Annotated in this window: 17 protein-coding genes; 9 read left to right on the top strand and 8 right to left on the bottom strand. The window is 59.6% G+C overall.

Going from position 1 to position 23,176, the window contains the following annotated elements:
- Window positions 1-8 precede the first annotated feature (8 nt).
- The 5 genes from I6E51_RS14475 to I6E51_RS03510 form a co-directional block, all read right to left on the bottom strand.
- Complete coding sequence (locus I6E51_RS14475; RefSeq protein WP_197109474.1) at window positions 9-425, bottom strand: prepilin-type N-terminal cleavage/methylation domain-containing protein; 417 nt, start codon at window positions 423-425, stop codon at window positions 9-11.
- A gap of 367 nt (window positions 426-792) precedes the next feature.
- Window positions 793-2,034, bottom strand: coding sequence for a type II secretion system F family protein (locus I6E51_RS03525; protein WP_197109473.1), 1,242 nt, complete (start codon window positions 2,032-2,034; stop codon window positions 793-795).
- Complete coding sequence (locus I6E51_RS14470) at window positions 2,034-4,046, bottom strand: type IV pilus twitching motility protein PilT (RefSeq protein ID WP_304610920.1); 2,013 nt, start codon at window positions 4,044-4,046, stop codon at window positions 2,034-2,036. Before I6E51_RS14470 ends, I6E51_RS03525 begins: the two co-directional genes overlap by 1 nt.
- A 21-nt stretch (window positions 4,047-4,067) precedes the next feature.
- Window positions 4,068-5,741 (bottom strand): GspE/PulE family protein, encoded by a 1,674-nt coding sequence (locus I6E51_RS03515; RefSeq protein ID WP_197106481.1) that lies wholly within the window; start codon window positions 5,739-5,741, stop codon window positions 4,068-4,070.
- 92 nt (window positions 5,742-5,833) lie between these two features.
- Window positions 5,834-6,280, bottom strand: a complete 447-nt coding sequence (locus tag I6E51_RS03510) for a hypothetical protein (RefSeq protein ID WP_197109472.1) — start codon at window positions 6,278-6,280, stop codon at window positions 5,834-5,836.
- Between the two features lie 225 nt (window positions 6,281-6,505).
- Here I6E51_RS03510 and I6E51_RS03505 point away from each other — a divergent pair, with 225 nt between their 5' ends.
- From I6E51_RS03505 to I6E51_RS03495, 3 genes are read left to right on the top strand one after another with little or no spacing between them, the layout of a single operon-like run.
- Window positions 6,506-7,123, top strand: a complete 618-nt coding sequence (locus tag I6E51_RS03505; protein WP_307783793.1) for a LuxR C-terminal-related transcriptional regulator — start codon at window positions 6,506-6,508, stop codon at window positions 7,121-7,123.
- Window positions 7,124-7,137: 14 nt separating this feature from the next.
- Window positions 7,138-8,337 carry an ATP-binding protein gene (locus I6E51_RS03500; RefSeq protein ID WP_307783792.1) on the top strand — a complete coding sequence of 400 codons (1,200 nt, stop codon included), beginning with the start codon at window positions 7,138-7,140 and terminating at the stop codon, window positions 8,335-8,337.
- Window positions 8,334-9,332, top strand: coding sequence for a hypothetical protein (locus I6E51_RS03495; RefSeq protein WP_197109470.1), 999 nt, complete (start codon window positions 8,334-8,336; stop codon window positions 9,330-9,332). Before I6E51_RS03500 ends, I6E51_RS03495 begins: the two co-directional genes overlap by 4 nt.
- Window positions 9,333-9,419: 87 nt before the next feature.
- Here I6E51_RS03495 and I6E51_RS03490 read toward each other — a convergent pair whose 3' ends face one another.
- From I6E51_RS03490 to speB, 3 genes are all read right to left on the bottom strand, one after another.
- Window positions 9,420-13,301, bottom strand: coding sequence for a DNA-directed RNA polymerase subunit beta' (locus tag I6E51_RS03490; protein WP_197106486.1), 3,882 nt, complete (start codon window positions 13,299-13,301; stop codon window positions 9,420-9,422).
- A 44-nt stretch (window positions 13,302-13,345) separates the two neighbouring features.
- Window positions 13,346-16,870, bottom strand: a complete 3,525-nt coding sequence (gene rpoB / locus I6E51_RS03485) for a DNA-directed RNA polymerase subunit beta (protein WP_197106487.1) — start codon at window positions 16,868-16,870, stop codon at window positions 13,346-13,348.
- Window positions 16,871-17,081: 211 nt separating this feature from the next.
- Window positions 17,082-18,095, bottom strand: a complete 1,014-nt coding sequence (gene speB / locus I6E51_RS03480; RefSeq protein ID WP_197109469.1) for an agmatinase — start codon at window positions 18,093-18,095, stop codon at window positions 17,082-17,084.
- A 79-nt stretch (window positions 18,096-18,174) separates the two neighbouring features.
- Here speB and I6E51_RS03475 point away from each other — a divergent pair, with 79 nt between their 5' ends.
- The 6 genes from I6E51_RS03475 to I6E51_RS03450 all read left to right on the top strand — a co-directional run bounded on the left by I6E51_RS03475 (window position 18,175) and on the right by I6E51_RS03450 (window position 23,156).
- Window positions 18,175-19,041 (top strand): spermidine synthase, encoded by an 867-nt coding sequence (locus tag I6E51_RS03475; protein WP_197106489.1) that lies wholly within the window; start codon window positions 18,175-18,177, stop codon window positions 19,039-19,041.
- 349 nt (window positions 19,042-19,390) lie between these two features.
- Window positions 19,391-19,954, top strand: coding sequence for an alternate-type signal peptide domain-containing protein (locus I6E51_RS03470; RefSeq protein WP_197109468.1), 564 nt, complete (start codon window positions 19,391-19,393; stop codon window positions 19,952-19,954).
- 95 nt (window positions 19,955-20,049) lie between these two features.
- Window positions 20,050-20,631 (top strand): TasA family protein, encoded by a 582-nt coding sequence (locus I6E51_RS03465; protein WP_197109467.1) that lies wholly within the window; start codon window positions 20,050-20,052, stop codon window positions 20,629-20,631.
- Window positions 20,632-20,672: 41 nt separating this feature from the next.
- Window positions 20,673-21,629 (top strand): hypothetical protein, encoded by a 957-nt coding sequence (locus I6E51_RS03460; RefSeq protein ID WP_197109466.1) that lies wholly within the window; start codon window positions 20,673-20,675, stop codon window positions 21,627-21,629.
- Entirely contained in the window at window positions 21,620-22,474 is an 855-nt protein-coding gene (locus I6E51_RS03455) for a hypothetical protein (protein WP_197109465.1), read from the top strand. Before I6E51_RS03460 ends, I6E51_RS03455 begins: the two co-directional genes overlap by 10 nt.
- Window positions 22,467-23,156, top strand: a complete 690-nt coding sequence (locus I6E51_RS03450) for a signal peptidase I (protein ID WP_197106494.1) — start codon at window positions 22,467-22,469, stop codon at window positions 23,154-23,156. The genes I6E51_RS03455 and I6E51_RS03450 overlap by 8 nt, the downstream gene beginning before the upstream one ends.
- Window positions 23,157-23,176 lie beyond the last annotated feature (20 nt).

Below are 23,176 nucleotides of genomic sequence, written 5' to 3'. Positions count from 1 at the left end.
AATGATTATTAGTCGGTGAAGGTCGTTACGCCAGTTTCACTGTTGTAAGCCCAAGTACGCGTGTCGTAAAGGTCGTGGGTAACGGCGAAGGTGTACTGCGTAGCTGACGCGGAGTCAATCGAGAGGTTTACGCCGGGCGTAGCCTTGTAGCCGTTGTCTTCGAGTGCAGTCTGGTCGAGCAACTCAAACGAACCATTGGCGCTCACTGCGTGAGTCTCTGCTGCGATAACCGCGTTGGCGATGTCCGACTTGACCTGTGATTCCCAAGCGCCCTGGCGCTGGTTGAGGAAGAAGGGGATAGCGATCGCGGCGAGGATGCCGATGATCAGAACGACAACGAGGAGCTCAACGAGTGTGAAGCCCTTCTGGTCGTTCTCGAGGTCTGAGCGCTTGCTGCGCAGTGCGTCATTCAAACGTGCAATCATTTTGGATTTCCTGTCTGTGGTTCGGATCTTGGACAGGGGCCCCCAGAAAAAATTAGCTTCTCAGCCCCCCACAAAAAATACTCTCAACATGTGGGCTACCTGAGAATCCCGCAAACGGGGGTGAACTGCCCGAATCACGCCCCCAGTCTGAGGGGTCATGTGCGCGTCGCAGCGCATTTTGGGCCTTTTTCAGGAGTACGGAGACCCTCACAAGCACGGTTGAGCCGACAGCTCAGTTACGTAAACCGAGGCGGATAATTCATCTCATGAAGCTCGATTTCCCCACTTGTTAAAGACCAAACGGGGGCACCGCGACTCGGGTCACGATACCCCCGCCTGGGGCTGCTAGGTGCCTATTAACTAGGTACTACTTGATCTGATCGAAAATTGCGAAGATAGGCATGTACAGCGCGATAACCATGACGCCAACGATCGCACCGATCACGCCAATCATGAGAGGCTCGATAAGCGCCGTGAGCTGTTCAGTTGTCTTCTGAACCTCATCGTCGTAGAAGTCTGCGATCTTCGAGAGCATGACCTCCATTGATCCGGAGTCCTCACCCACCGCGACCATCTGGGTCACCATCGACGGGAATACGGTTTCCTTCGCTAGCGGGGCTGAGACCGACTGTCCTGAACGGACAGCGTCTGCAACGCGGCGAAGGGATTCTTCGATCACGTAGTTTCCGGAAGTCTCGCCGACAATCGACAGAGCCTGAAGGATGGGGACACCCGCGCCCAGCATGGTGCCGAAGTTACGGGTGAAGCGAGAAATCGAAACCTTGCGGAAAAGCGGACCGAAAACGGGCATCCGCAGCTTCCACGGGTCAAGGAATTTGCGCACTCGTTCGGTGTGCTTGTTCTTGCCCCACCAGACGCTGAAAACGATGCCACCGACGACGAGGATTGGCGCAACGATCACCATCGCGTCCGACATCCACACCAGAATCTGGGTGAGCAGCGGGAGTTCACCGCCCAGATCCGCGAACATCTGCTCAAAGACCGGAACGATGAAGAGCAGCATGCCGACGACAGCGGCAATCGCCATGATGAGCACCACGACGGGGTAGGTCAGCGCCGACTTAATGGTTCCGCGAAGTTTAACCTCGCCCTCGAAGTTGTTCGCGATCGACTCAAGTGCGTTGTCGAGGAACCCGCCGGTTTCACCGGCGCGAACGAGGTGGATCATGATCGGCGGGAAGACAGTGCCGTGCTTTGCGAACGCGTCCGAGAGTGTGCCACCGGTTTCGACATCCTGGCGAATCTCAGCCAAGGCTTTAGCCAGGGTCGGGTTTTCGGTTTGCTCCGACAAGATGACGAGCGCGCGGATCAGAGAGAGACCCGAGGAGATCATCGTTGACATCTGACGGCTCATCACCGCGAGATCATCAAGGCCAACACCCTTTTGGAGGAAGGAGATATTAATCTCCTTGTTCAGCCCAGTGCCGGCGCCTGCTTCTGTGACCGAGATCGGGCTGATCTCCATCGAGCGTAAGCGGGTGAGCACGGCGTTCTCGCTCGAGGCGTCGATCCGGCCTTTGACGACCTTGCCCGAGTGGTCACGGGCCTTGTATTCATACGACTTGGTGGTGGAAGTAGGTGCAGCCATTAGTTGGGTACTCTCGTCGAGCTATCGCTCATCAATCGATGCATGCCCTCAGGGTCATGCGACTTTGCAAGTGCGGCTTCTTCGGTGATAGCGCCCGACTTAGCCAAACCGGCAAGGTGCTGGTCCATCGTGTGCATTCCGCCACTACGACCCGCCTGCATCGCCGACGGGATCTGATAGATTTTGCCCTCACGAATGAGGTTTCCGATAGCGGGAGTCATCGTGAGCACCTCAGTGGCTGCTACTCGTCCCTTACCGCTCGCACGGCGCACAAGCGTCTGACAGACGATGCCTTGGAGCACGGCCGCAAGCTGCGTACGAACCTGGCCCTGCTGGTGCGGCGGGAAGACGTCGATGATGCGGTCAACGGTTTGAGCAGCATCCTGCGTGTGCAGGGTAGCGAACACGAGGTGACCGGTCTCTGCTGCGGTGAGCGCAATGGAGATCGTCTCAAGGTCTCGAAGCTCACCAATCAGGATGACATCGGGGTCTTGACGCAGAACGTGCTTCAACGCTGCCGTAAAGGAGTGAGTATCGCGGCCAACTTCACGCTGGTTGACGAGTGACTTCTGGTTGCCGTGCAAGAACTCGATCGGGTCTTCGACCGTAACGATGTGGTCAGCACGCGTGCGGTTGACGAGGTCGATCAACGCGGCGAGCGTCGTCGACTTTCCCGAACCGGTCGGGCCCGTTACGAGAACGAGTCCACGCGGCAGGCCAGCGAACTGGCCAACGGATTCTTGGATACCGAGATCCTTGAGCTGCTTGATCTCGGTAGGAATGATTCGGAAAGCAGCGCCAAGGTTTCCACGATCCATGTAGAAGTTCACGCGGAAACGAGCAGCTTCAGACAGTTCGAAAGCAAAGTCGAGCTCAAGCACTTCGAGGAACTGTTCTTCTTGCTTTGCGTCCAGGATGCTGAACAGGGCCTCGCGAGTACGGTCCTTGTCCCACTCGCCGATTCCCTTCAGCGGCTGCAGCCCACCATCCACACGGATCATGGGAACAGCACCCGAGGAAATGTGGAGGTCAGAAGCGCCGGTGTACACAACTTCTTTGAGCGCGTCGAGCAGCTCAGGGCTCGACCCCTCACGTGCCGTGAGTTCCATGTCGGGGCGCGCTTCGCGAGCCTCTTCAACGATCTCAGGAACCGAGAGAAGCTGTGACTCACGCGAAGGCGTTGGCTCGGCAGCGCCGAAACCACTCGTGAAGCTCAAGAGCCCCTCGTCCACTCCGGGCGGCGGGAAGTTCAGCGCCTCATCAACCTCAGGCGCGGCATCCGGGAGATCCAGAAGGCCTCCCTGGGCAGCAGCCGACGGTGGCGGGAACGCCATCGTGGGTGGATCCAACGGAACCTCGTTCAGAACTTCGGTCGGGCTATCGCCGGCGCCGGAGGAGTCCTCCGTGAAGTACGGAACCTCGGCAGCTGTCGGCGACGGAACGGGTGCTGCGGGCGGAGCCTCGGCAACAGGTGCAGCCTCCGGCACCGGCATCGAAGCACCAGCGGCTGAGGTCGCAGCCGACGTCTGAGACATCGCGCCGGCGGCAGCCTGGCGGAACAGTTCGTCGAGCGAGTCGATCGAAGTGACCGGTTCGGTAGCCATGCGGCGTGCGCGACGCCCACCCTCGGCAGCGGCATCCGCTGACGGCGTAGCGGCGGGCTCAGCCGGAGCCTGCGCTGCAGGTGCAGGCGGGGCAGGAGGTGCAGGAGGCGCCGAAGCGGCAGATGTGTCGGTGCTCTTGATCGAGCCAGACGGCGGTGGAATCGTCGGGAGCGGCGATGCTGGCACCGTTGCGGCCGAAGCCGACGGTGCAGCACCCGTTTGCGCCCACTCGGGGAACGCCGATGCCGCTGAAGCCTGCGGGCTGCCAACACCGGGAACACTGGTTCCTGGTGTGGGCGGTGGAGCATCCGCCGGGACACTCTGAGCCGACGGTGCGCTCTGCCCCTTCGGTGTGAACAAACTTTCGTCTACCGATTGCGACGGGATGTCGTAAATCCGCTTAGCCATAATTCCCCCAGGTACTTCGTCTTATGCGACGACGCGCAAAATCTCTTCGATGGACGTCAAGCCCAGCTGAGCCTTCGCCCAGCCGTCCATGCGCAGAGTGCGCATCCCCTGCTCGATAGCGACGCGGCTAATTTCCGCGCTCGACGAACGAGCGACAGCAAGACGTTCGATCTCTTCGGACACTGCCATCACTTCGTGCAGTGCAATTCGACCGCGGTATCCCGTCTTGGAACACACGGTGCACCCGACAGGTGCATACAGGGTCGGCATCGGACCTTCTGGGTTGAAGCCGACCTTCAAGTTCACGAGATCCTGCGGGTTATGAGCCGCAGGCTGCTTGCATCGATCACACAGGCGTCGCGCAAGTCGCTGAGCGACGACACAGTCGATGGCCGAACCGACCAAGAATGGCTCAATGTCCATCTCGATCAATCGGGTGATAGCGGCAGGTGCGCCGTTGGTGTGCAGGGTGCTCAACACGAGGTGGCCGGTGAGAGCGGCTTCGATCGCAATCTGCGCCGTCTCTTGGTCTCGGATCTCACCGATGAGAACAACATCCGGGTCAGAACGCAGAATCGAGCGCAGCGCACTCGCGAACGTGAGCCCCGCCTTCGGGTTGACCTGCACCTGGTTGATGCCCGCCATGCGGTACTCCACCGGGTCTTCAACCGTGATGACGTTGATCTCCGGGCGAGCAACGGCATTAAGGGTGGTGTACAGCGTCGTCGACTTACCGGAACCCGTAGGACCGGTAACGAGGATCATGCCGTACGGCTTCGTGTATGCCTCTTTGTAAATCTTGGCGTTGTGCTCGAGCAGGTACAACTGGCTGAGGTCGAGCGTCGTGTTCGAGTTGTCGAGAATACGCATAACGACTTTTTCGCCGTACACGGTCGGCAGGGTCGCGACACGAAGGTCGATCTTCTTCTGACCATGGATGACCGAGATACGACCATCCTGAGGCTTGCGACGCTCGGCGATGTCCATCTCGGCCATGATCTTGAGGCGCGAGATAACACCGTTCTGGATCTGGCGCGGAGCTCGCTGCATTTCGTGCAGAACACCGTCAATGCGGTAGCGGACGCCGAGGTCATGTTCACCGGGCTCGATGTGAATATCCGACGCCTTGTCTTGGATGCCCTGGCTAATCAGCAGGTTCACGAAGCGAACAATAGGGGCGTCGTCTTCAGTCGGCTCATTGTTGTTCGAGGCGAGCGCGACATCCGTGGAGGTCGCTTCTTGCTCAAGTTCACTGGAGAGGCTAGAGAGTTCGCCATCAGCGCGGTGGAACCGGTCGAGGGCTGCTTGGAGGTCGCTGCGCTCAGCAACGACGGTGCGCACTTGGCGACCGGTAGCTGCACGAATGTCATCGAGGGCAAAGATGTTGCCGGGGTCGACCATGGCGAGCACGAGGTATCCCTCGCTGAACGCGATGGGCAAAACCTCGTGGCGGCGGCAAATCGAGGCCGGTGCAAGCGCAACAGCCTGGTGGTCGACCGCAAAGTCAACGAGCTCAACGAACGGCACTCCGGCCTGCGCAGCACGCGCGGACGCGAGTTGTGCCGGCGAAATTGTTCCGCTGTCGAGTAGATTTCTGACGAGGGCTTCCTCATCAGAGTGCGAAGTTCCTACAGAATCAATGCTCTCAATCGGCATCATTCCGCGAAGAATCAATACTTCAGCAAGTGTTGTCACGCGTGCCTCCCCCCAAGGTCCTAGCGGAGTCCAACGCTAATCGACTCACATCTGCACCACTAGCCCCACTTGTGAGGGGTAGTCAGCACGTTTCAGGAAGCCCATTCGCCGCGAGTCGCAGCATTAAGTGCCAAATTGATGTTTTTTTCGACGTAAACAGCCAATCGCGGCAGCGCACATTCCGTCATTACGTCAGAGATGTCTTGCGCATGGCGGTGAGCGCACGCTTGCACCGTAGACCGGGCCGCAGCCAAGCAGGTCGAGCACGGCTTCGTCGAACGCGCATCCGTACCGGGGCAGTGACGCTCTTCGTGGATCGATACTGCCAGCTGAAAGGTCACAAGTTCGAGAGTTTCCACGAACGAGTGGATGAGGTCGTGCGGCCAGTGGCCGCGACGGTCCACCGTGGCAAATTCAGATTCGCGGCAAGCCACGCATCCTGCTTCGCTTCCGGGAGCCGGGCTGCGCCACTCCGACACCATGCGGTACCAACGGTGAAGCGAGCAGTCGATCAGATCGTTTACGGCGTGACGATTCACGAGCCTTCTGCCCCCTTGGTAGTCCTACAGACTGATCGTGTCACTGGGTGCCCACTTCTGACAGTCGTCATTATCAATGACACCCGTTTGGGGGACAGACTGAAAGTTCCGGTAGATTTGTGTGGGGTAACTGCAATTCCTTGCCAACCACTTTCTTACCCTGATCCGAACGGGGCACCTTTGACAACGCAGGATCAACCGCCACGCACCTACCGAGTGGCACACGTGGACGACCACGAAACAGTACAACTCGGCTTTGCGTCTCTTCTCGGTCACTGCCCCGACATCACGCTCCTCGCCTCCGCATCGAGCGTGGTCGAGCTCGAGTCGGTTATTGATCTCCTCGACCTTGTCGTGCTCGATGTGCGCCTCTCTGACGGCAGCTCCGTCGAACAGAACGTCGCGTGGCTGCGCGAGCGCGGTCTCAACGTCCTGGTCTTCACAGCAGCAGACAACGCTTCTGAAGTGCGGGCGGCATCCCGGGCTGGCGTGCTTGGCATTGTGCGCAAGTCTGAATCGCGAGACATCATTGTGGATGCTGTGCGTGAAGCCGCGCTCGGCAACCCCGTCGTGACGACCGACTGGGCCGCCGCACTCGACTCCGATCCGGAACTGCCGGCTGCCGGCCTGAGCCCGAAAGAGCAAGAAGTGCTCGCCCACTATGCGTCGGGAGATAAGTCGGTAGCGGTCGCGCACCGTGCCGGGCTTTCCACCAGCACCGTGGCAGAGTACGTGCGCCGCATCCGTCATAAGTACGCGATGGCTGGGCGCCCCGCCCACACCAAAGTAGACCTCTATAAGCGCGCGGTCGAAGACGGCATCCTGCCTCCACCGAGCTCATGAGAGTCCGCCGCAGCGTGAGTACTTTCACCCGCCTGTCGCCCACGGCAGACGGTGCAGAACTCGGGGTCGTGCGCAGCATGACTACCGTGCTGGCGGCGGCAACCCTCTTCTTCTTGGCGCTCACCATCAGTTCATTCTTCGATCAAGCGGAGTATGCCTACCCGTATTGGCAACTCGTGGCCGGCATCGCAGTCTTCGGAACGCCGATGGTGATGGTGGCAGTGGCCCCGTGGAGCTCCCTGCACCAGCTTCGCATTCTCCACGGAGCATATGCAGTGATCTTCACCGTGGCAGTGCTCAGCTGGGTTCCCGCTTTCATCAACGGTCCCATGCCCGCCGAGATGGCTCCGTGGACCGTCGGCCTCACCGCCCTCGGCACCGTCCCCGCCGCGATTGCCTGGCGACCTGCCGCAGCGTGGGCGTTTTTGCTCGGCAACTCATTTGCGATAACCCCGATCCGCATTCTTGCTGACGGCGGCGCTGACGTCTCTCTCGCTATCCAATATGCGTTCTTCACCATCACGGTGTGCGCCGCTTTCACCGCGGTAGCCACCGTCGCTATGACGGCAGGACGGGAAGTGGATGTCGCCACAGCCGCCGCCCGCACCTCAACCATGCGAGCAGCAGCCCTCACCGCCCGCGGCGAAGAACAGGCGCACCTTGATGCCCTCGTTCACGACGAAGTAATCGCCACCATCTTTGCGGCGGCGGGTGCCGGCCGCAGTGATTCCACCTCCACCCGGGATCAGGCTGCCCGCACCATCGCTCGACTGAGTGAGCTCAAGCACGCCACGGCGAGCGTTCCCGAACTCATCCATGTCGACTACCTGATTCAAGGGCTGACATCGTCGATCAGCGAGATCACGGATGCCGCCGCTCTCGTCGTCGAGGGCACCCGTCGAGCGCCGCTCCCGTCGTCGATCGCGAGTGCGCTCATCGAAGCCACCGTCGAAGCTTTGCGCAATAGCGTGGTTCATGCGGCAGCGGCCGTCGAGCCCGTCAGTCGGGGCGTGCTGTTACGCCTCGACTCTGACCGCGTCGAAATCACGGTGACCGACGATGGCCAAGGCTTTGAGCCGCACAGGGTTCCCGCCAACCGCCTCGGCATTGTGGTGAGCATCCTCGGCCGCGTGAAGGCGCTACCCGGTGCGTACGCGACCGTGCAGTCTGAACCAGGCGAAGGTACCTGCGTAACGGTGGGGTGGATCGAATGAGGCAAGACGCTACTCAATCCCGACGTCTTGAGCTGCCACAGATTACGGGCCGCGGCGCCCACACCTTGATCTGGATTTACTTCGTCACGATGTCAGCGCTCGCGTTGCTCTCACTGGACGACGTGCGCTCCCCTGTGCCCGTCTATATATCCATCGGGCTCTTCGCCACCATCTGGCTCGTTCTCACCCGAGACACTCAACCGCGGGTAGGGGTCGGCGTGAGTGTGTATGTCATCGTCGCCAGCGTTGCCGCCTCTGCCCTCTCCTCCGACAACGCCATTACTGGCGGCTTCTCGCAGTGGTACGTCGGCGCCGGAGCCATCGCGATGTTCTACCTCAGTTTGCGCCGTCGTGACCTTCTCGCCTGGATCGGGTTCGCCGCGATCGGCGCTACCGTAATCCTGTGGGGCTTCACGACCGACGACCGGCTCCTCGAAGCAATTGTGCTCGTTGCCCGCCAAGCACCCTTTGTGTTGGTCGGCTCTCTGTTCTCGCTCGGCATGCGCCGCACCAGCCAACGCTTGGACGGCATCCATGGGGCTGAGACGGCCCGCGCCGCCGCGGAAGCTGCGGCACTCGCTCGCACTGCAGAACGTTCCCGCCGGCTTGTTGCCCTCGACTCTGCCGTGGGGGCCCAGCTGCAACGCATAGCGGATGGAGTTGAGTTGACGACGGCGGAACGCGACGAACTCCTCATCGCTGAGGCTCGCTTGCGAGATAGCCTGCGCGCACGTCAGCTCGACCTGCCCGAGATTGTGGCCGCAGTGCAACGCACTCGTCGGCGCGGGATTTCAGTGGTCTTGCTCGATGACCGCTACCCGCATCCTCTCCCCCCTGGAACACTGCCCCTCATCACGGAGGCGGCGGTGCGAATCCTCGACTCCGCCAGCATCGGAGCAGTGACGATTCGTTTGCTTCCCGCTGGCCGGCCGCTGCTGGCCACGCTCGTGGCGGATGACGACGAGTACTCCCGCATCGAGATTCCCGCGCTCTAGCGGCGAACTTCAGTCACACGACAAAGGGCCCCCGTCGCAATGACGAGGGCCCTTCGTGGTATCACCCGGAGGTGATGCCGAGACTACTTAGTTGTAGGTTCCCGGCGTGGAATCATTCGAGCTGAAGCTGTCGAAGTCGACGAAGCTCAAGTCGCTCTCGGTGAGGCTTGCATCATCAGCGAAGATGCGGTTGGGGTAACGTTCGGCTTTCGCCTCTTCCGTTGCCTCGACCGATACATCGCGGTAGCGCGGCAATCCCGTACCAGCCGGGATGAGCTTACCGATGATGACGTTCTCCTTAAGTCCCATGAGCGGGTCGGACTTGCCTTCCATAGCTGCCTGCGTAAGAACGCGGGTGGTCTCCTGGAACGACGCAGCCGACAGCCACGACTCGGTTGCCAGCGAAGCCTTGGTGATACCCAAGATCTCCTGACGCGCGGATGCCGTTGCCTTGCCCTCGGTGAGAACACCGCGGTTGAGCTCGTTGTACTTCGAACGGTCGACCAGCTCACCCGGGAGGAGTCCAGTGTCACCGTGGTCAACAACAGTCACCTTGCGGAGCATCTGACGAACGATGACCTCAATGTGCTTATCGTGAATCGGTACACCCTGCGAGCGGTAAACGCCCTGGACACCATCGACGAGGTGCTGCTGAACGGCACGGACACCGCGAACACGAAGAACTTCCTTCGGGTCAACGTTTCCAACGTGCAGCTGCTTGCCGAGTTCTACGTGCTCGCCATCCTCGATGAGGAGGGTTGCGCGACGCAGGATCGGGTAAGCGATGGGCTCGTCACCATTGTCTGGCGTGAGGATCAGCTTGCGACTGCGGTCGGTGTCTTCGATCGTGACGCGACCAGCGGCTTCTGCGATGGGGCTTGCACCCTTAGGGGTACGAGCTTCGAAGAGTTCCGTAACGCGGGGAAGACCCTGCGTAATGTCGTCTGCCGAAGCAACACCACCGGTGTGGAAGGTACGCATGGTCAGCTGAGTACCGGGCTCACCGATCGACTGTGCGGCGATAATTCCGACAGCCTCACCGATGTCAACGAGGAGTCCCGTTGCGAGCGAGCGGCCGTAGCAGACTGCACACACACCAACAGCGGACTCACACGTGAGCACCGAACGAACCTTGATGCTGTGAACACCAGCAGCAACGAGCTTCTCGAGCAGAACGTCTCCGACGTCTGCACCAGCAGCAGCGACTACATCGCCCTTGTCGTTGGTGGCCTCCGCAGCAAGGCTGCGAGCGTAGACCGAGTTCTCAACGTTGTCGTCGAGGATCCACTTGCCATCAGCGTTCTGCGCTGCGATAGGCATGTCGAGTCCCTTGCGGGTGCCACAGTCGTTTTCACGAATGATGACATCCTGCGACACGTCAACGAGTCGACGCGTGAGGTATCCCGAGTCTGCAGTGCGCAGCGCGGTGTCAGCCAGTCCCTTACGAGCACCGTGAGTCGAGATGAAGTACTCGGCTACAGTCAGGCCCTCCTTGTAGGAGTGGACGATCGGGCGAGGGATGATCTCACCCTTCGGGTTCGATACCAGACCACGCATACCGGCGATCTGACGAACCTGCATCCAGTTACCACGAGCACCAGACGACACCATGCGGTTGATGTTGTTGTCGGTGCGGAAGTTGGACTGCATGGCAGTCGCTACTTCTGCGGTTGCCTTGTTCCAGATCTCGATGAGCTCCTGACGACGCTCGGCGTCGGTCGTGAGTCCCTTCTCGTACTGGCCCTGAACCTTAGCTGCGATCTTCTCGTAGCGGCCAATGATCTCCGGCTTGTTCGGCGGGGTCACGATGTCAGACAGCGCAACGGTTACACCGGAGCGAGTAGCCCAGTGGAATCCAGCATCCTTGATCGCGTCAAGAGCTGATGCAACATCCACCTTCACGTACCGCTCAGCGAGGTCGTTGACGATAGCCGAAATCTGGCCCTTGTCAGCGAGTGCCTCAATGTATGGGTAGTCCTTCGGAAGCGCCTCGTTGAAGAGGGCACGACCGAGGGTCGTCTCCATGAGCTTGGACTGACCCTGAACGAAGCCCTCAGGGGCATCTTCTTCAGAGAGGTACACGTTGTCGAGACGCAGACGCACCTTGGCGTTGAGGTCAAGCGAGTGCTGATCGAACGCGAAGATCGCTTCAGCAACCGACGAGAACGCGCGGCCTTCGCCAGCAACGTCTTCCTTGAGCGTGGTCAGGTGGTGCAGACCAATGATCATGTCCTGGGTGGGCAGAGTCACTGGGCGACCGTCAGACGGCTTGAGGATGTTGTTGCTTGCGAGCATCAGGATGCGAGCTTCAGCTTGTGCTTCAACCGACAACGGAAGGTGAACAGCCATCTGGTCACCGTCGAAGTCAGCGTTGAACGCAGCACAGACGAGGGGGTGAAGCTGAATAGCCTTACCCTCAACGAGCTGAGGTTCGAATGCCTGGATGCCCAAACGGTGCAGTGTTGGTGCACGGTTCAGCAGCACGGGGCGCTCACGAATGATCTCTTCGAGTACGTCCCAAACCTGCGGACGTGCACGCTCAACCATGCGCTTAGCGCTCTTGATGTTCTGAGCGTGGCTCAGGTCGATCAGGCGCTTGATAACGAACGGCTTGAACAGCTCGAGAGCCATCTGCTTCGGGAGACCACACTGGTGCAGTTTGAGCTGCGGTCCAACGATGATCACCGAACGACCGGAGTAGTCAACGCGCTTTCCGAGCAGGTTCTGGCGGAAACGACCCTGCTTACCCTTGAGCATGTCGCTCAGGGACTTGAGGGCACGGTTGCCAGTACCGGTGACGGGGCGACCACGACGACCGTTGTCGAACAGTGCGTCAACGGCTTCCTGAAGCATGCGCTTCTCGTTGTTGACGATGATCTCGGGAGCACCGAGGTCAAGGAGTCGACGCAGACGGTTGTTGCGGTTGATCACACGACGGTAGAGGTCGTTGAGGTCGGAGGTCGCAAAGCGGCCACCATCCAACTGAACCATCGGGCGCAGCTCCGGAGGAATAACCGGAACAACATCGAGCACCATCGCGGCCGGCGAGTTGCCGGTCTGAAGGAACGAGTTGACTACACGCAGGCGCTTGATGGCGCGGATCTTCTTCTGACCCTTACCGTTCGCGATCTGGTCGTGCAGTTCAACGCTCTCGAGAGCAAGGTCGAAGGCCTGAAGGCGCTTCTTGATTGCCTCGGCACCCATGAATGCTTCGAAGTAGCTACCGAAACGGTCCTGCAGTTCCTGGAAGACAGAGTCTTCAGGCTTCAGGTCACCGATCTTGAGAGTGCGGAAGTCTTCCCACACGCGCTCAAGCTGAGCAATCTGCTCATCGATCGACTTGCGCAGCTGAGACATTTCTTTCTCAGCAGCATCCTTGACACGACGCTTCTGGTCGGCCTTCGCACCCTCTTCTTCAAGAGCGGCGAGGTCTTCCTCGAACTTGGTCAAGCGGTCAGCGATGCGGGAATCGCGCTGTCCCTCAAGCGTCTTGATTTCGAGACGGATCTCGTTCTCAAGCGCAGGCAGGTCAGCGTGACGGCCTTCTTCGTCAACCGAAATGATCATGTATGCAGCGAAGTAGATGACCTTTTCGAGGTCCTTCGGTGCCATGTCAAGCAGGTAACCGAGACGGCTCGGAACACCCTTGAAGTACCAGATGTGGGTAACCGGAGCAGCAAGCTCGATGTGGCCCATGCGCTCACGGCGCACAGCCGACTTGGTTACTTCAACACCACAGCGCTCACAAACGATGCCCTTAAAGCGGACACGCTTGTACTTGCCACAGGAGCACTCCCAGTCGCGCGAAGGTCCGAAGATCTGTTCGCCGAACAGACCATCCTTCTCCGGCTTGAGTGTGCGGTAGTTAATGGTCTCTGGCTTTTTTACTTCACCGTGCGACCAGCGACGAATGTCGTCGGCGGTAGCGAGACCGATTTTGATTTCATCAAACGCGTGAACGTCGAGCAATTTATCTTCTCTCTTCGAAAGTTCTGCAGTCGTGGTCGGTCGAGTTAAATCTCGTCAACAGACGAGGACTCGAACCGCGCGGAAATGTTGATGCCCAACTCTTCAGCGGCACGGAACGCTTCATCGTCCGTGTCGCGCAGGTTGACCGTTGAACCGTCGGCCGAAAGAACTTCGACGTTGAGGCACAGCGACTGCATTTCCTTGATGAGAACCTTGAAGCTCTCGGGGATACCGGGCTCCTGAATGTTCTCGCCCTTAACGATGGCTTCGTATACCTTGACGCGACCGAGGATGTCATCCGACTTGATCGTCAGAAGCTCCTGCAGAGCGTATGCGGCACCATAGGCCTCGAGTGCCCACACTTCCATCTCACCGAAGCGCTGTCCACCGAACTGAGCCTTACCACCGAGTGGCTGCTGAGTAATCATGGAGTACGGACCGGTTGAACGAGCGTGGATCTTGTCGTCAACGAGGTGGTGCAGCTTGAGGATGTACATGTAACCGACTGAAACGGGAGCCGGGAACGGCTCACCCGAACGACCATCGAACAGCGGGGTCTTACCCGTGTGGTCGATGAGACGAACGCCGTCACGAGTAGGAGTCGTGGAGTCAAGAAGACCCGCGATTTCCTCTTCGTACGCACCGTCGAATACAGGGGTAGCAACCTTGGTTCCTGGTGCAGCGCTGAACGCTTCCTCAGGAAGGTTCTTCGCCCACTCCGGCTTGCCTTCAACTTCCCAACCCTGCTTCGCAACCCAACCGAGGTGAGTTTCGAGTACCTGACCGAAGTTCATTCGACCGGGGATACCGAGCGGGTTCAGGATGATGTCGACCGGGGTTCCATCGGCCAAGAACGGCATGTCTTCGACAGGCAGAATCTTGGAGATAACACCCTTGTTGCCGTGACGACCAGCGAGCTTGTCACCTTCGGTGATCTTGCGCTTCTGTGCGATGTACACAACAACACGCTGGTTGACACCCGAGCCGAGTTCGTCATCGTTGTCTGCGGAGAATTCCTTGACAGCAATGATTGTGCCCTGCTCACCGTGGGGAACCTTCAGCGAGGTGTCGCGAACTTCGCGGCTCTTCTCGTTGAAGATGGCACGGAGCAAGCGCTCTTCAGCCGAAAGCTCAGTCTCACCCTTAGGCGTGACCTTGCCGACGAGGATGTCGCCTGGACGAACCTCAGCACCGATACGGATGATTCCACGCTCGTCGAGGTCAGCCAAAAGTTCTGGGCTGACGTTCGGCAGATCGCGCGTGATCTCTTCCTTACCGAGCTTGGTGTCGCGAGCATCCACTTCATATTCTTCGATGTGGATCGACGACAGTACGTCATCCTTGACCAGGTTCTGGCTCAGGATGATCGCGTCCTCGAAGTTGTGACCCTCCCACGGCATGAATGCCACGAGGAGGTTCTTTCCGAGCGCGAGCTCGCCGTTCTCAGTTGCAGGACCATCAGCGATGACCTGGCCAACCTCGACGCGCTCTCCGGCGCTGACGATAACGCGGTGGTTGTAGCTCGTGCCCTGGTTAGAGCGGTCGAACTTGCGCAGGAAGTATTCCTGCGTTCCGCCCTCATCGAGCTGAACAACAACGACGTCTGCTGAAACCTCAGAGACAACACCAGCCTTGAGCGTGGTGACAACGTCACCAGAGTCAATGGCGGCGAAGGCTTCCATACCGGTTCCGACAAGCGGGCTCTCGCTGCGCAGCAGCGGGACAGCCTGACGCTGCATGTTGGCACCCATGAGTGCGCGGTTTGCATCGTCGTGCTCGAGGAAGGGGATGATCGAGGTCGCTACCGACACCATCTGGCGCGGCGAGACATCCATGTAGGCAATGTCTTCAACGGGAACGAGGTCAACCTCGCCACCCTTCTTACGTGCAAGCACGCGAGGCTCAGCGAACTTCATGTCCTTCGTGAGCGGTGCGTTTGCCTGCGCGACGATGTAGTCGTCTTCGTCGCTTGCAGTCAGGTAGTCGATGGTCGTCGAAACAACGCCGTCAATGAGGCGACGGTACGGGGTCTCGATGAAACCGAAGGCGTTAATACGTGCGAACGATGCGAGCGAACCAATCAGACCAATGTTGGGGCCTTCAGGAGTCTCAATCGGGCACATACGGCCGTAGTGAGAGGGGTGAACGTCTCGAACTTCAACACCAGCGCGCTCACGGCTCAAACCACCTGGGCCCAGCGCCGAAAGGCGACGCTTGTGGGTCAGTCCCGCGAGCGGGTTGTTCTGGTCCATGAACTGCGAGAGCTGCGACGTTCCGAAGAACTCCTTGATCGCGGCGACGACGGGGCGCACGTTGATCAGGGTCTGCGGGGTGATCGCTTCGATGTCCTGTGTGGTCATGCGCTCGCGAACAACACGCTCCATACGGCTGAGGCCGGTACGAACCTGGTTCTGGATGAGCTCACCAACAGCACGGATACGACGGTTGCCGAAGTGGTCGATGTCGTCAATGTCGAGACGAACGGCAACCTTCTTGCCATCGCGGACGCCCTTAACACTGGCTACACCGCTGTCGCTTACCGAAACGTTGGGTGCCGAAGTGTCGTGAAGCGAAACCATGTACTTGATGGTCGCGATGATGTCTTCAACGGTGAGCACCGACTCTTTAATGTCAGTGTCGAGACCGAGCTTGCGGTTGATCTTGTAACGACCAACCTTCGCGAGGTCATAGCGCTTGGAGTTGAAGTAGAAGTTGTCAAGAAGCGCACGTGCGGCTTCAGCAGCAACCTGCTCGCCGGGGCGAAGCTTGCGGTAGATGTCCTTGAGGGCCTCTTCCTTGGTAAGGATGTTGTCCTTCTCCAAGGTGGCTTCGATCGACGGGAAGCCCTTGAACTCCTCGAGGATCTCTTCGCTGGACAGGCCGAGGGCCTTCAGGAAGACCGTGACCGACTGCTTGCGCTTGCGGTCGATGCGAACGCCGACCTGGTCGCGCTTGTCAATCTCGAACTCAAGCCAAGCACCACGGCTCGGGATGATGCGAGCCGAGTAGATGTCCTTGTCGGACAGCTTCTCTGGCTGGCGGTCGAAGTACACACCAGGCGAACGGACGAGCTGCGAAACAACTACGCGCTCGGTTCCGTTGATGATGAAGGTACCGCGAGCGGTCATGAGGGGGAAGTCGCCCATGAAAACGGTCTGAGTCTTGATTTCACCGGTGAGGTGATTCATGAACTCAGCGTTTACGTAGAGAGGCGCAGCGAAAGTCTTGCCGCGCTCCTTGCACTCGTCAATCGAGTACTTGGGTTCTTCAAGCTCAGGATCAGTGAACGACAGTTGCATCGTCTCGCCGAGGTCTTCAATCGGTGAAATCTCTTCAAAGATTTCATCGAGACCACTACGAGTCGGCAGATCGGTACGACCGGCGGCAACACCGTCAGTTACACGGTTCTTCCAGATGTCGTTTCCGACGAGCCAATCAAAGCTCTCGGTCTGCAAGGCGAGCAGATCGGGAACCGTGAGCGTGTCAGTGATTTTTGCGAAAGAAAGCCGCGAAGCTGAGCGGCCGTTTTTCGGGGACTTATTGGTGGACGCATCGCGCGCAGCAGCCAAGGAACAACCTCCGTGAACCCCGTCGGGTTCGTCTGTCAAGATAATTGACGGTCGGTAATGAAATGCTCACCAGAAACACCCCGCCGCTATACTCGGGGCACCCAGCTGTCCGCAATATGACCGCTTAATTTGTCTGGGAGCGCAAGGATCTACTATAAGCCTCGATGCCGCGCCGTGTCCACTCGATTCTTGACCTAAATCGCAAATTCGACTAGGGGTTTGCTGTGAGTCCCGCCGCACGCTTCTTCGCGGCCATCGCCCCGAAGGCTTCCCAGATGAGCCGATGAGCGTTATTGACGGTGATGTCCGCGTGGTCATAGGCCGGCGCGACCTCCATGACATCGAAACCAACGACATCCGTTTCGAGCACAATCTGGCGGATGATGCGCAGCAAATCAATGGGCGCGAAGCCACCGGGCTCGGGCGTTCCTGTCGCCGGCGCGAAGCCGGGATCGAGCACATCGATGTCAATCGAGATATAGACCTTGGATGCTCGAGCCTTCGCCGCCGCAATAATCTCAGGAATCATCTCCTTGACGCCGCGCTCCCAAAACTCTTGCATCATGAAGTGCTTGAGGCCGTTGTCGCGCATCCACTTCTGATCTTCTTCACCTGGCCAGTAGCCGCGCAGCCCGACCTGCAAGAAGTTGGGACCGGGGATGGCGCCCGATTCAATGAGACGACGCATCGGGGTTCCGTGGCTGGCAAGGTTGCCCTCGAGGATGTTCGCTGTATCGGCGTGCGCATCGAAATGAATCATGACCACATTGCCAAAACCATGATGCTCGGCAACCGCCGTGGCTGCCGGCCACGTGATGGAGTGATCTCCGCCAATGATGAACGGGATGATGCCACGACTGGCAACTTCAGAGACGCGATCGAAGATGGCCGCCCTCGATAGCTCCCACATTCCGTGACTCGTGATGGCATCCCCGTAGTCAACAACGTTGAGGTGGTCGAAGATCTCGACGCCAAGATCGAGGTGATAGGTGCCGGGGTCGTAGGCGCTGGCGCGCAGAGCACGAGGCCCGAAGCGGGCACCGGGGCGGTTCGTGGTGCTGTCATCCCAGGGTGCGCCAACCACAGCGACATCGGGCTGCCACGAATCCAACTGCTCTGGCTCACTCAACATGGGCCGCATGCCAAAGGTGGCCGGCCCCACATAAGACTGCGCGTTCAATTGCGCTTGCAAGTGGGGAGGAAGTTCGCGGTTCACATCAGCCATGGTTCACCGTACCGCGCACCACCCTCAGCGCTCTCGATCGTGGCTGCATGTCGAACCGGAGTGTGGCAAAGTCAATGCCATGGCCGAGCACCCCAGCACCACCCTGAAACTAAGCGGCCACTATGCAGAAATTGCACCAGACAAGTGGATAGACGGCGCGTACACCCTCACCGTTGATGGCACCCCGCAATCCCACGTCAACATGGATGACCCGAGCGAACTGTTCTTCGAATATGTGCAGCGCATGGGACACGTCATCGATCAGCTCTCCGAGCCCGGCGCCCCGATCACCGCCGTCCACCTCGGCGGCGGTGCCCTCACCCTTCCCCGCTATGTCGAGGCCACGCGCCCCGGCTCACGCCAACAGGTCGTGGAGCTGGAATCGGATCTCGTGGACTTTGTTCGCAAGGAACTTCCGTGGTCGAAGCGGGCATCCATCCGCGTTCGTCACGGCGATGCGCGTGAAGTGCTGGCAAAGTTTCCGGCCGGGATGCGCGGCGCTGTTGATCTTCTTGTCGTCGACGTCTTCAGCGGAGCCCGCACGCCAGCCCACGTCACGAGCATCGAGTTCTATACCGAAGCAATGACGCTGCTCGCGCCCGACGGCATCGTCGTCGTCAATGTTGCCGATGGCCCAGGGCTCGCTTTTGCTCGCAGCCAGGCCGCCACGCTCAAGCACACGGTCGGTCATGTCGCGGCGCTGGCCGAGACCCAAATCCTCAAAGGACGCCGCTTCGGCAATATTGTGCTCGTGGGGTCGCCATCCGCACTCCCCCTGCATTGGATGCCGCGCCTGCTTGCGAGCGGCCCGCACCCCTCGAAAGTGATCGCCGGGGTCGAACTTTTGGACTTTATTGGCAGCTCCCCGGTGGTCACAGACGCCACTGCGGTGAAATCTCCCCCTCCCGCGAAAAGTATTTTTCAGGTCAAACCGGGTAGAGGATAGACAGATCTGTCCCGTTGTACCCCGATTGTTTCGATACTTTCGGGGTACAACGCTTGTACCCTTTCCGCGGGTTTTGACGAACATCCCTGCAAAATCGGGGTATTTCGTCCCCCAAACGGGATCGTCTAGTCCCCCATGGTGCGGACATAGCCTGCCCCCCATTACTGGGGCCTGTCCTCCATAGTGCGGACATGTAGGTTCGTCTTAGGAAGTTGAGCGTGAGCCCAAAAAACTCGCGTTTGCTCAGTCCGAGATGCAGGAACCCGAAACCAGCACACAGCTTCTGATAACCCGAACCACCCGAACCACACTCGTCCCGGCCTGCTTTGCTGCGCCGCGAAAGGAAATCATGAACAAGCTCGTCAAAGGCTCAATCGCAGGTGCAGCAGGAATCGCTCTTCTCCTCGGTGGTGCAGGAACCCTCGCTACGTGGAACTCGTCAGCAACCGTAAGCGCCGGAACAAACCAGAGCATCAACGCCGGAACGCTCGACATCGTCGCAGCACCCGGAACGATCACCGGAGATGGCTGGAAGCTCGGCACCAAGGCAACCGTGACATCACCCACGTTCAAGATCGTTCCCGGCGATACTTTCACGTACACCAAGACCTTCAACGTGACAGCAACCGGCGACAACCTCTCCGCAGCAATCGCCGTTGCACCCGCATCCGTCGCAGCTGTCAGCACCAGCGTTGACGCCGACGTCAAGCTCGCCGCTGCGATCGTCGCCACTGCGACCTTTACCGTCAACGGTTCACCCGCGACTTCGATCAGCCCAACAACCGGCACGCAGCCAGTAGTCGTGACCGTAACGATGAACTACCCGAAGAGCACGACTGCCGGAGCCGAGAACCTCTCGAAGCTCGGCGCTGTCTCGCTGAGCAACTTCGCCATCACGCTCACGCAAAACTAGTTTTACCCGGTTGGGTGTGCGGCCTGGGGGGACGCACACCCAACAATCCTCTTCACATTTAGCAGCAGTTTTCTCTCATCGAAAGGCGGTGCACCATGGACTCTTCAACAGTTCGCGGCTCGCACCGCCTTGACATGGTTAACGGTCGCCACCAGCGCCGTGCAGCATCGCCCCTCGCCATCTTCGGCGGAGGAACTCTTGGCGTCGTGAAAGCACTCGCCGTGCTCACCATCGCCGTGTCACTTGGCCTGGTCGGCACCGGCGGTACCTACGCCTACCTCAACTCTTCACTCACCGCGACGCCCGAGCCGACTCTGAGCGCCGGAACAGCCGCGCTCACGGTCGGCACGCAGTCGTTGAACTGGTCAACACTCGCACCAGGCAACTCCGTCACCGGCACCTTCACCATCACCAACACGGGTGACGTGCCCCTCGTGCTTTCAGCAGCGATCGCTGCTGCCGCAACGGGTTCCTCAACGACGAACCCCTTCACGATCTCCGTCGCCAACGGCGCATGCCCCACCTCCGGAACACCTACGGGAACGCTGAGCAGCACGCTCGCCGCCGGCGCCTCCGCGAGCGCCTGCCTCGTTGTTGCCCTTCCCGACAACGCTCCTGCGAGTGCCCAGTCGACTAACGTTGCCATCACCGCAACGATTTCGGGGGTGCAGCCGTGATCCGATCAGGAGAAAGCGCCGCCACGGTGGGATACCGAGGCATGAAACGCTCCACCCGGATGTCGATCATCGCGGGTGTTGCCGTCTTTCTTACTCTGGTCTCTGGCATCAGCTTTGCCGCTTGGACTGCATCGTCCGCCAAAACCGCGACCGCGACTACCGGATCCGTAGCAGTTACCACCGGAACCAGCGCTGGAGCGTCCACGTTTTCTACCCTCGGGCCATCCACCTACACCGCGAGCAATCAAACGGTCACGAAATCGATCGTTGTTCAGAACACGGGTTCGGTGGCGACATCGTTGAAAGACCTCGTCATCGCTCGCAGCAGCACAAGCACGCTCACCGGATCGCTCGTAAGCCTGAAGCTCTGGGTCGGCAGCAGCACCGCTTGCGCCACCAGCACGCCAATCGTGTCCACCACGCTCAGCTCCGGGACGGTGTCGCTCAGTGGGCTCCCTGTTTCGATCAATCCCTCTAGTTCCGCCATTCTTTGTGCTTCAACAACCTTCACCGGCAACATGACTGCTGATGCCGGAAAGTCGCTCACTGCGACGCTCACTGTTCGCACGAACGCTGGAACCTCGTGGATTGCAACTGACAGCCAGACCGAAGCGAAACGCACGATCACGCAGAGCGTGTTCGAGTCCACTGTCCCGAACGCACCGACCGCCATTTCGTGCGAAAACGTGGAGAACGACAAGGAGTACATCACCCTCTCGTGGACTACTCCGAGCGGCTTCACGGCACCCAACGGCGGCTACAACGTCTATCTCGACAATGTCTTGATTGGCAACACGACGAACACAAGCACGCTCATCTCCAACAGAGGAAACAATAGCGGCAACGCAATCGTGACTGATACCGGGAATGGCGCAAGCGGTGGGAATTCTGGAAGCCTGACCGTGCGAGCGGTCGCTTCCAATGGATCCACCTCTGCCAGCTCAGCTGCGATCTCGCTGCAACCACGCAATGGCAATAGTGGCATCGCATGCGGCTAGGACTTCGCCGGGCATCCGGCCTCGCAGTACTAGTAGCCCTGGGCGTCGTTCTCGGGGCAACTCCCGCGAGCGCCGCGACCGGCGTTGGAGTGGTTGAAGTTAGCGATGATGGCGTCTCGTTCGCCCGCACCTACCCTGGTGTGATCTTCGACAGCATCGCACTCTTGAGCCCCGGTGACAGCCAAAGTGACATCGTGTACGTGCGCAACACCGGCACCGCCGCGGGCTTCCTCCGCGTCACGATGCAGGATGTGTCCTACTCGGATGCCACCTTTGCGAACGCGCTCAGCGTGACAACAAGTACTCCCAGCAATGCGGGCTCAGCCCACGCCATCAGCGGAGCCTCGCCCTGCCTCGTGACGAACGAGGGCGTGACCATTGCCGCCGGACAGACCGTGCCCGTGACCGCAACTCTCGCCCTCGGCAACTTGACTGGCTCGCAAGGTCAAGGAGCGACGGCATCCGTATCGCTGCGGTTCACCCTCTCGGATACGACGCCGGGAACCCTGCCAGCAACGCAGTGCGAAAACTCAGGCTCGACAGTTCCGGTGGTTCCCGCCGTGCCCGGGCCAACGAACGGAACCGGTACAACAGCGACGGGAGCCGGAAGCTCATCAACGCTGCCTATCCCCACTCCGAGCCCCAGCCCTGCGATAGCCGACACTGCGGACGGCACGGCGTCAGGCCTCACCCCCACTTTTCCCACCTCATTCAACCTTGACCCCAACTCGTGGCGGCTCTACCAGGAGTACCTTGTACTGATCCTGTTCTTGGCCGCGCTGATCGGCGCCGGCATTTCGTGGCTCGTCGGTCGTCGCTCACGAAAGGAGACTGACGATGTCTAAGATTTCGACGCGTGCAGACGCTCGCAACAACGTCACAGACGATGAAAAATCGCACGGAGTTCTCTACTACCTCGGCATGGGTATTAGCGGAGGACTATTCGCCTTGGTGTTACTCGTCGGCGCCCTCGTCATCATCATCCCCAACCTCGCGGGCGCGCAGCCCCTCACCGTGCTGACAAGCTCGATGGAACCGAGCCTTCCCCCGGGAACGCTCATCGTCGTCAAGCCCATCGACACCAACGAGATCATTGTCGGGGACGTGATCACCTACCAAATCGAGTCGGGCAAAGCCGGTGTGATCACGCACCGCGTCACCGCAATCACCAACTCGAGCGATGGCAGCCGCACCTTCACGTTGCAGGGCGATAACAACGACGTCGCCGACGAACTGCAAGTACTGCCCGTTCAGGTGCAGGGCAAGCTTTGGTATAGCGTCCCGTGGATTGGTTACGTCAGCAATTTCGTGAACGGCAACGCCAAGACCTGGCTTGTTCCCGTCATCGCTATTGCACTCTTCGTCTATGCCGGCTTCATGATCACCAGCGGAATCATCTCGAGCGCCCGCAAGCGCAAGCGTCGTCGGGCGCGAGCTCAGCGCGAAGCTGATCGGGCGGCATCCATCGAAGCAGCAACTGACGCGGATGCGGTCGAGCCGGTCGATAACCGCGTGCGGTTGGGCTAGAACTTTTCGATTAGCCTCAA

Source organism: Salinibacterium sp. NSLL17, from assembly GCF_015864935.1.
In the GTDB taxonomy this organism is placed as follows: Bacteria; Actinomycetota; Actinomycetes; order Actinomycetales; family Microbacteriaceae; genus Rhodoglobus.
Note: the sequence above shows the minus strand (reverse complement) of the source record. Positions and strands in the feature narration are given on the sequence as shown.

Bases quoted from the DNA above. Each gene is read 5' to 3' on its own strand.
- I6E51_RS03450 (WP_197106494.1), top strand. From the start codon at position 22,467: ATGTCTAAGATTTCGACGCGTGCAGACGCTCGCAACAACGTCACAGAC.
- I6E51_RS03455 (WP_197109465.1), top strand. From the start codon at position 21,620: ATGCGGCTAGGACTTCGCCGGGCATCCGGCCTCGCAGTACTAGTAGCC.
- I6E51_RS14470 (WP_304610920.1), bottom strand. From the start codon at position 4,046: ATGGCTAAGCGGATTTACGACATCCCGTCGCAATCGGTAGACGAAAGT.
- I6E51_RS14475 (WP_197109474.1), bottom strand. From the start codon at position 425: ATGATTGCACGTTTGAATGACGCACTGCGCAGCAAGCGCTCAGACCTC.
- I6E51_RS03495 (WP_197109470.1), top strand. From the start codon at position 8,334: ATGAGGCAAGACGCTACTCAATCCCGACGTCTTGAGCTGCCACAGATT.
- I6E51_RS03475 (WP_197106489.1), top strand. From the start codon at position 18,175: ATGGCCGAGCACCCCAGCACCACCCTGAAACTAAGCGGCCACTATGCA.
- I6E51_RS03525 (WP_197109473.1), bottom strand. From the start codon at position 2,034: ATGGCTGCACCTACTTCCACCACCAAGTCGTATGAATACAAGGCCCGT.
- I6E51_RS03465 (WP_197109467.1), top strand. From the start codon at position 20,050: ATGGACTCTTCAACAGTTCGCGGCTCGCACCGCCTTGACATGGTTAAC.
- I6E51_RS03470 (WP_197109468.1), top strand. From the start codon at position 19,391: ATGAACAAGCTCGTCAAAGGCTCAATCGCAGGTGCAGCAGGAATCGCT.
- I6E51_RS03460 (WP_197109466.1), top strand. From the start codon at position 20,673: ATGAAACGCTCCACCCGGATGTCGATCATCGCGGGTGTTGCCGTCTTT.
- speB (WP_197109469.1), bottom strand. From the start codon at position 18,095: ATGGCTGATGTGAACCGCGAACTTCCTCCCCACTTGCAAGCGCAATTG.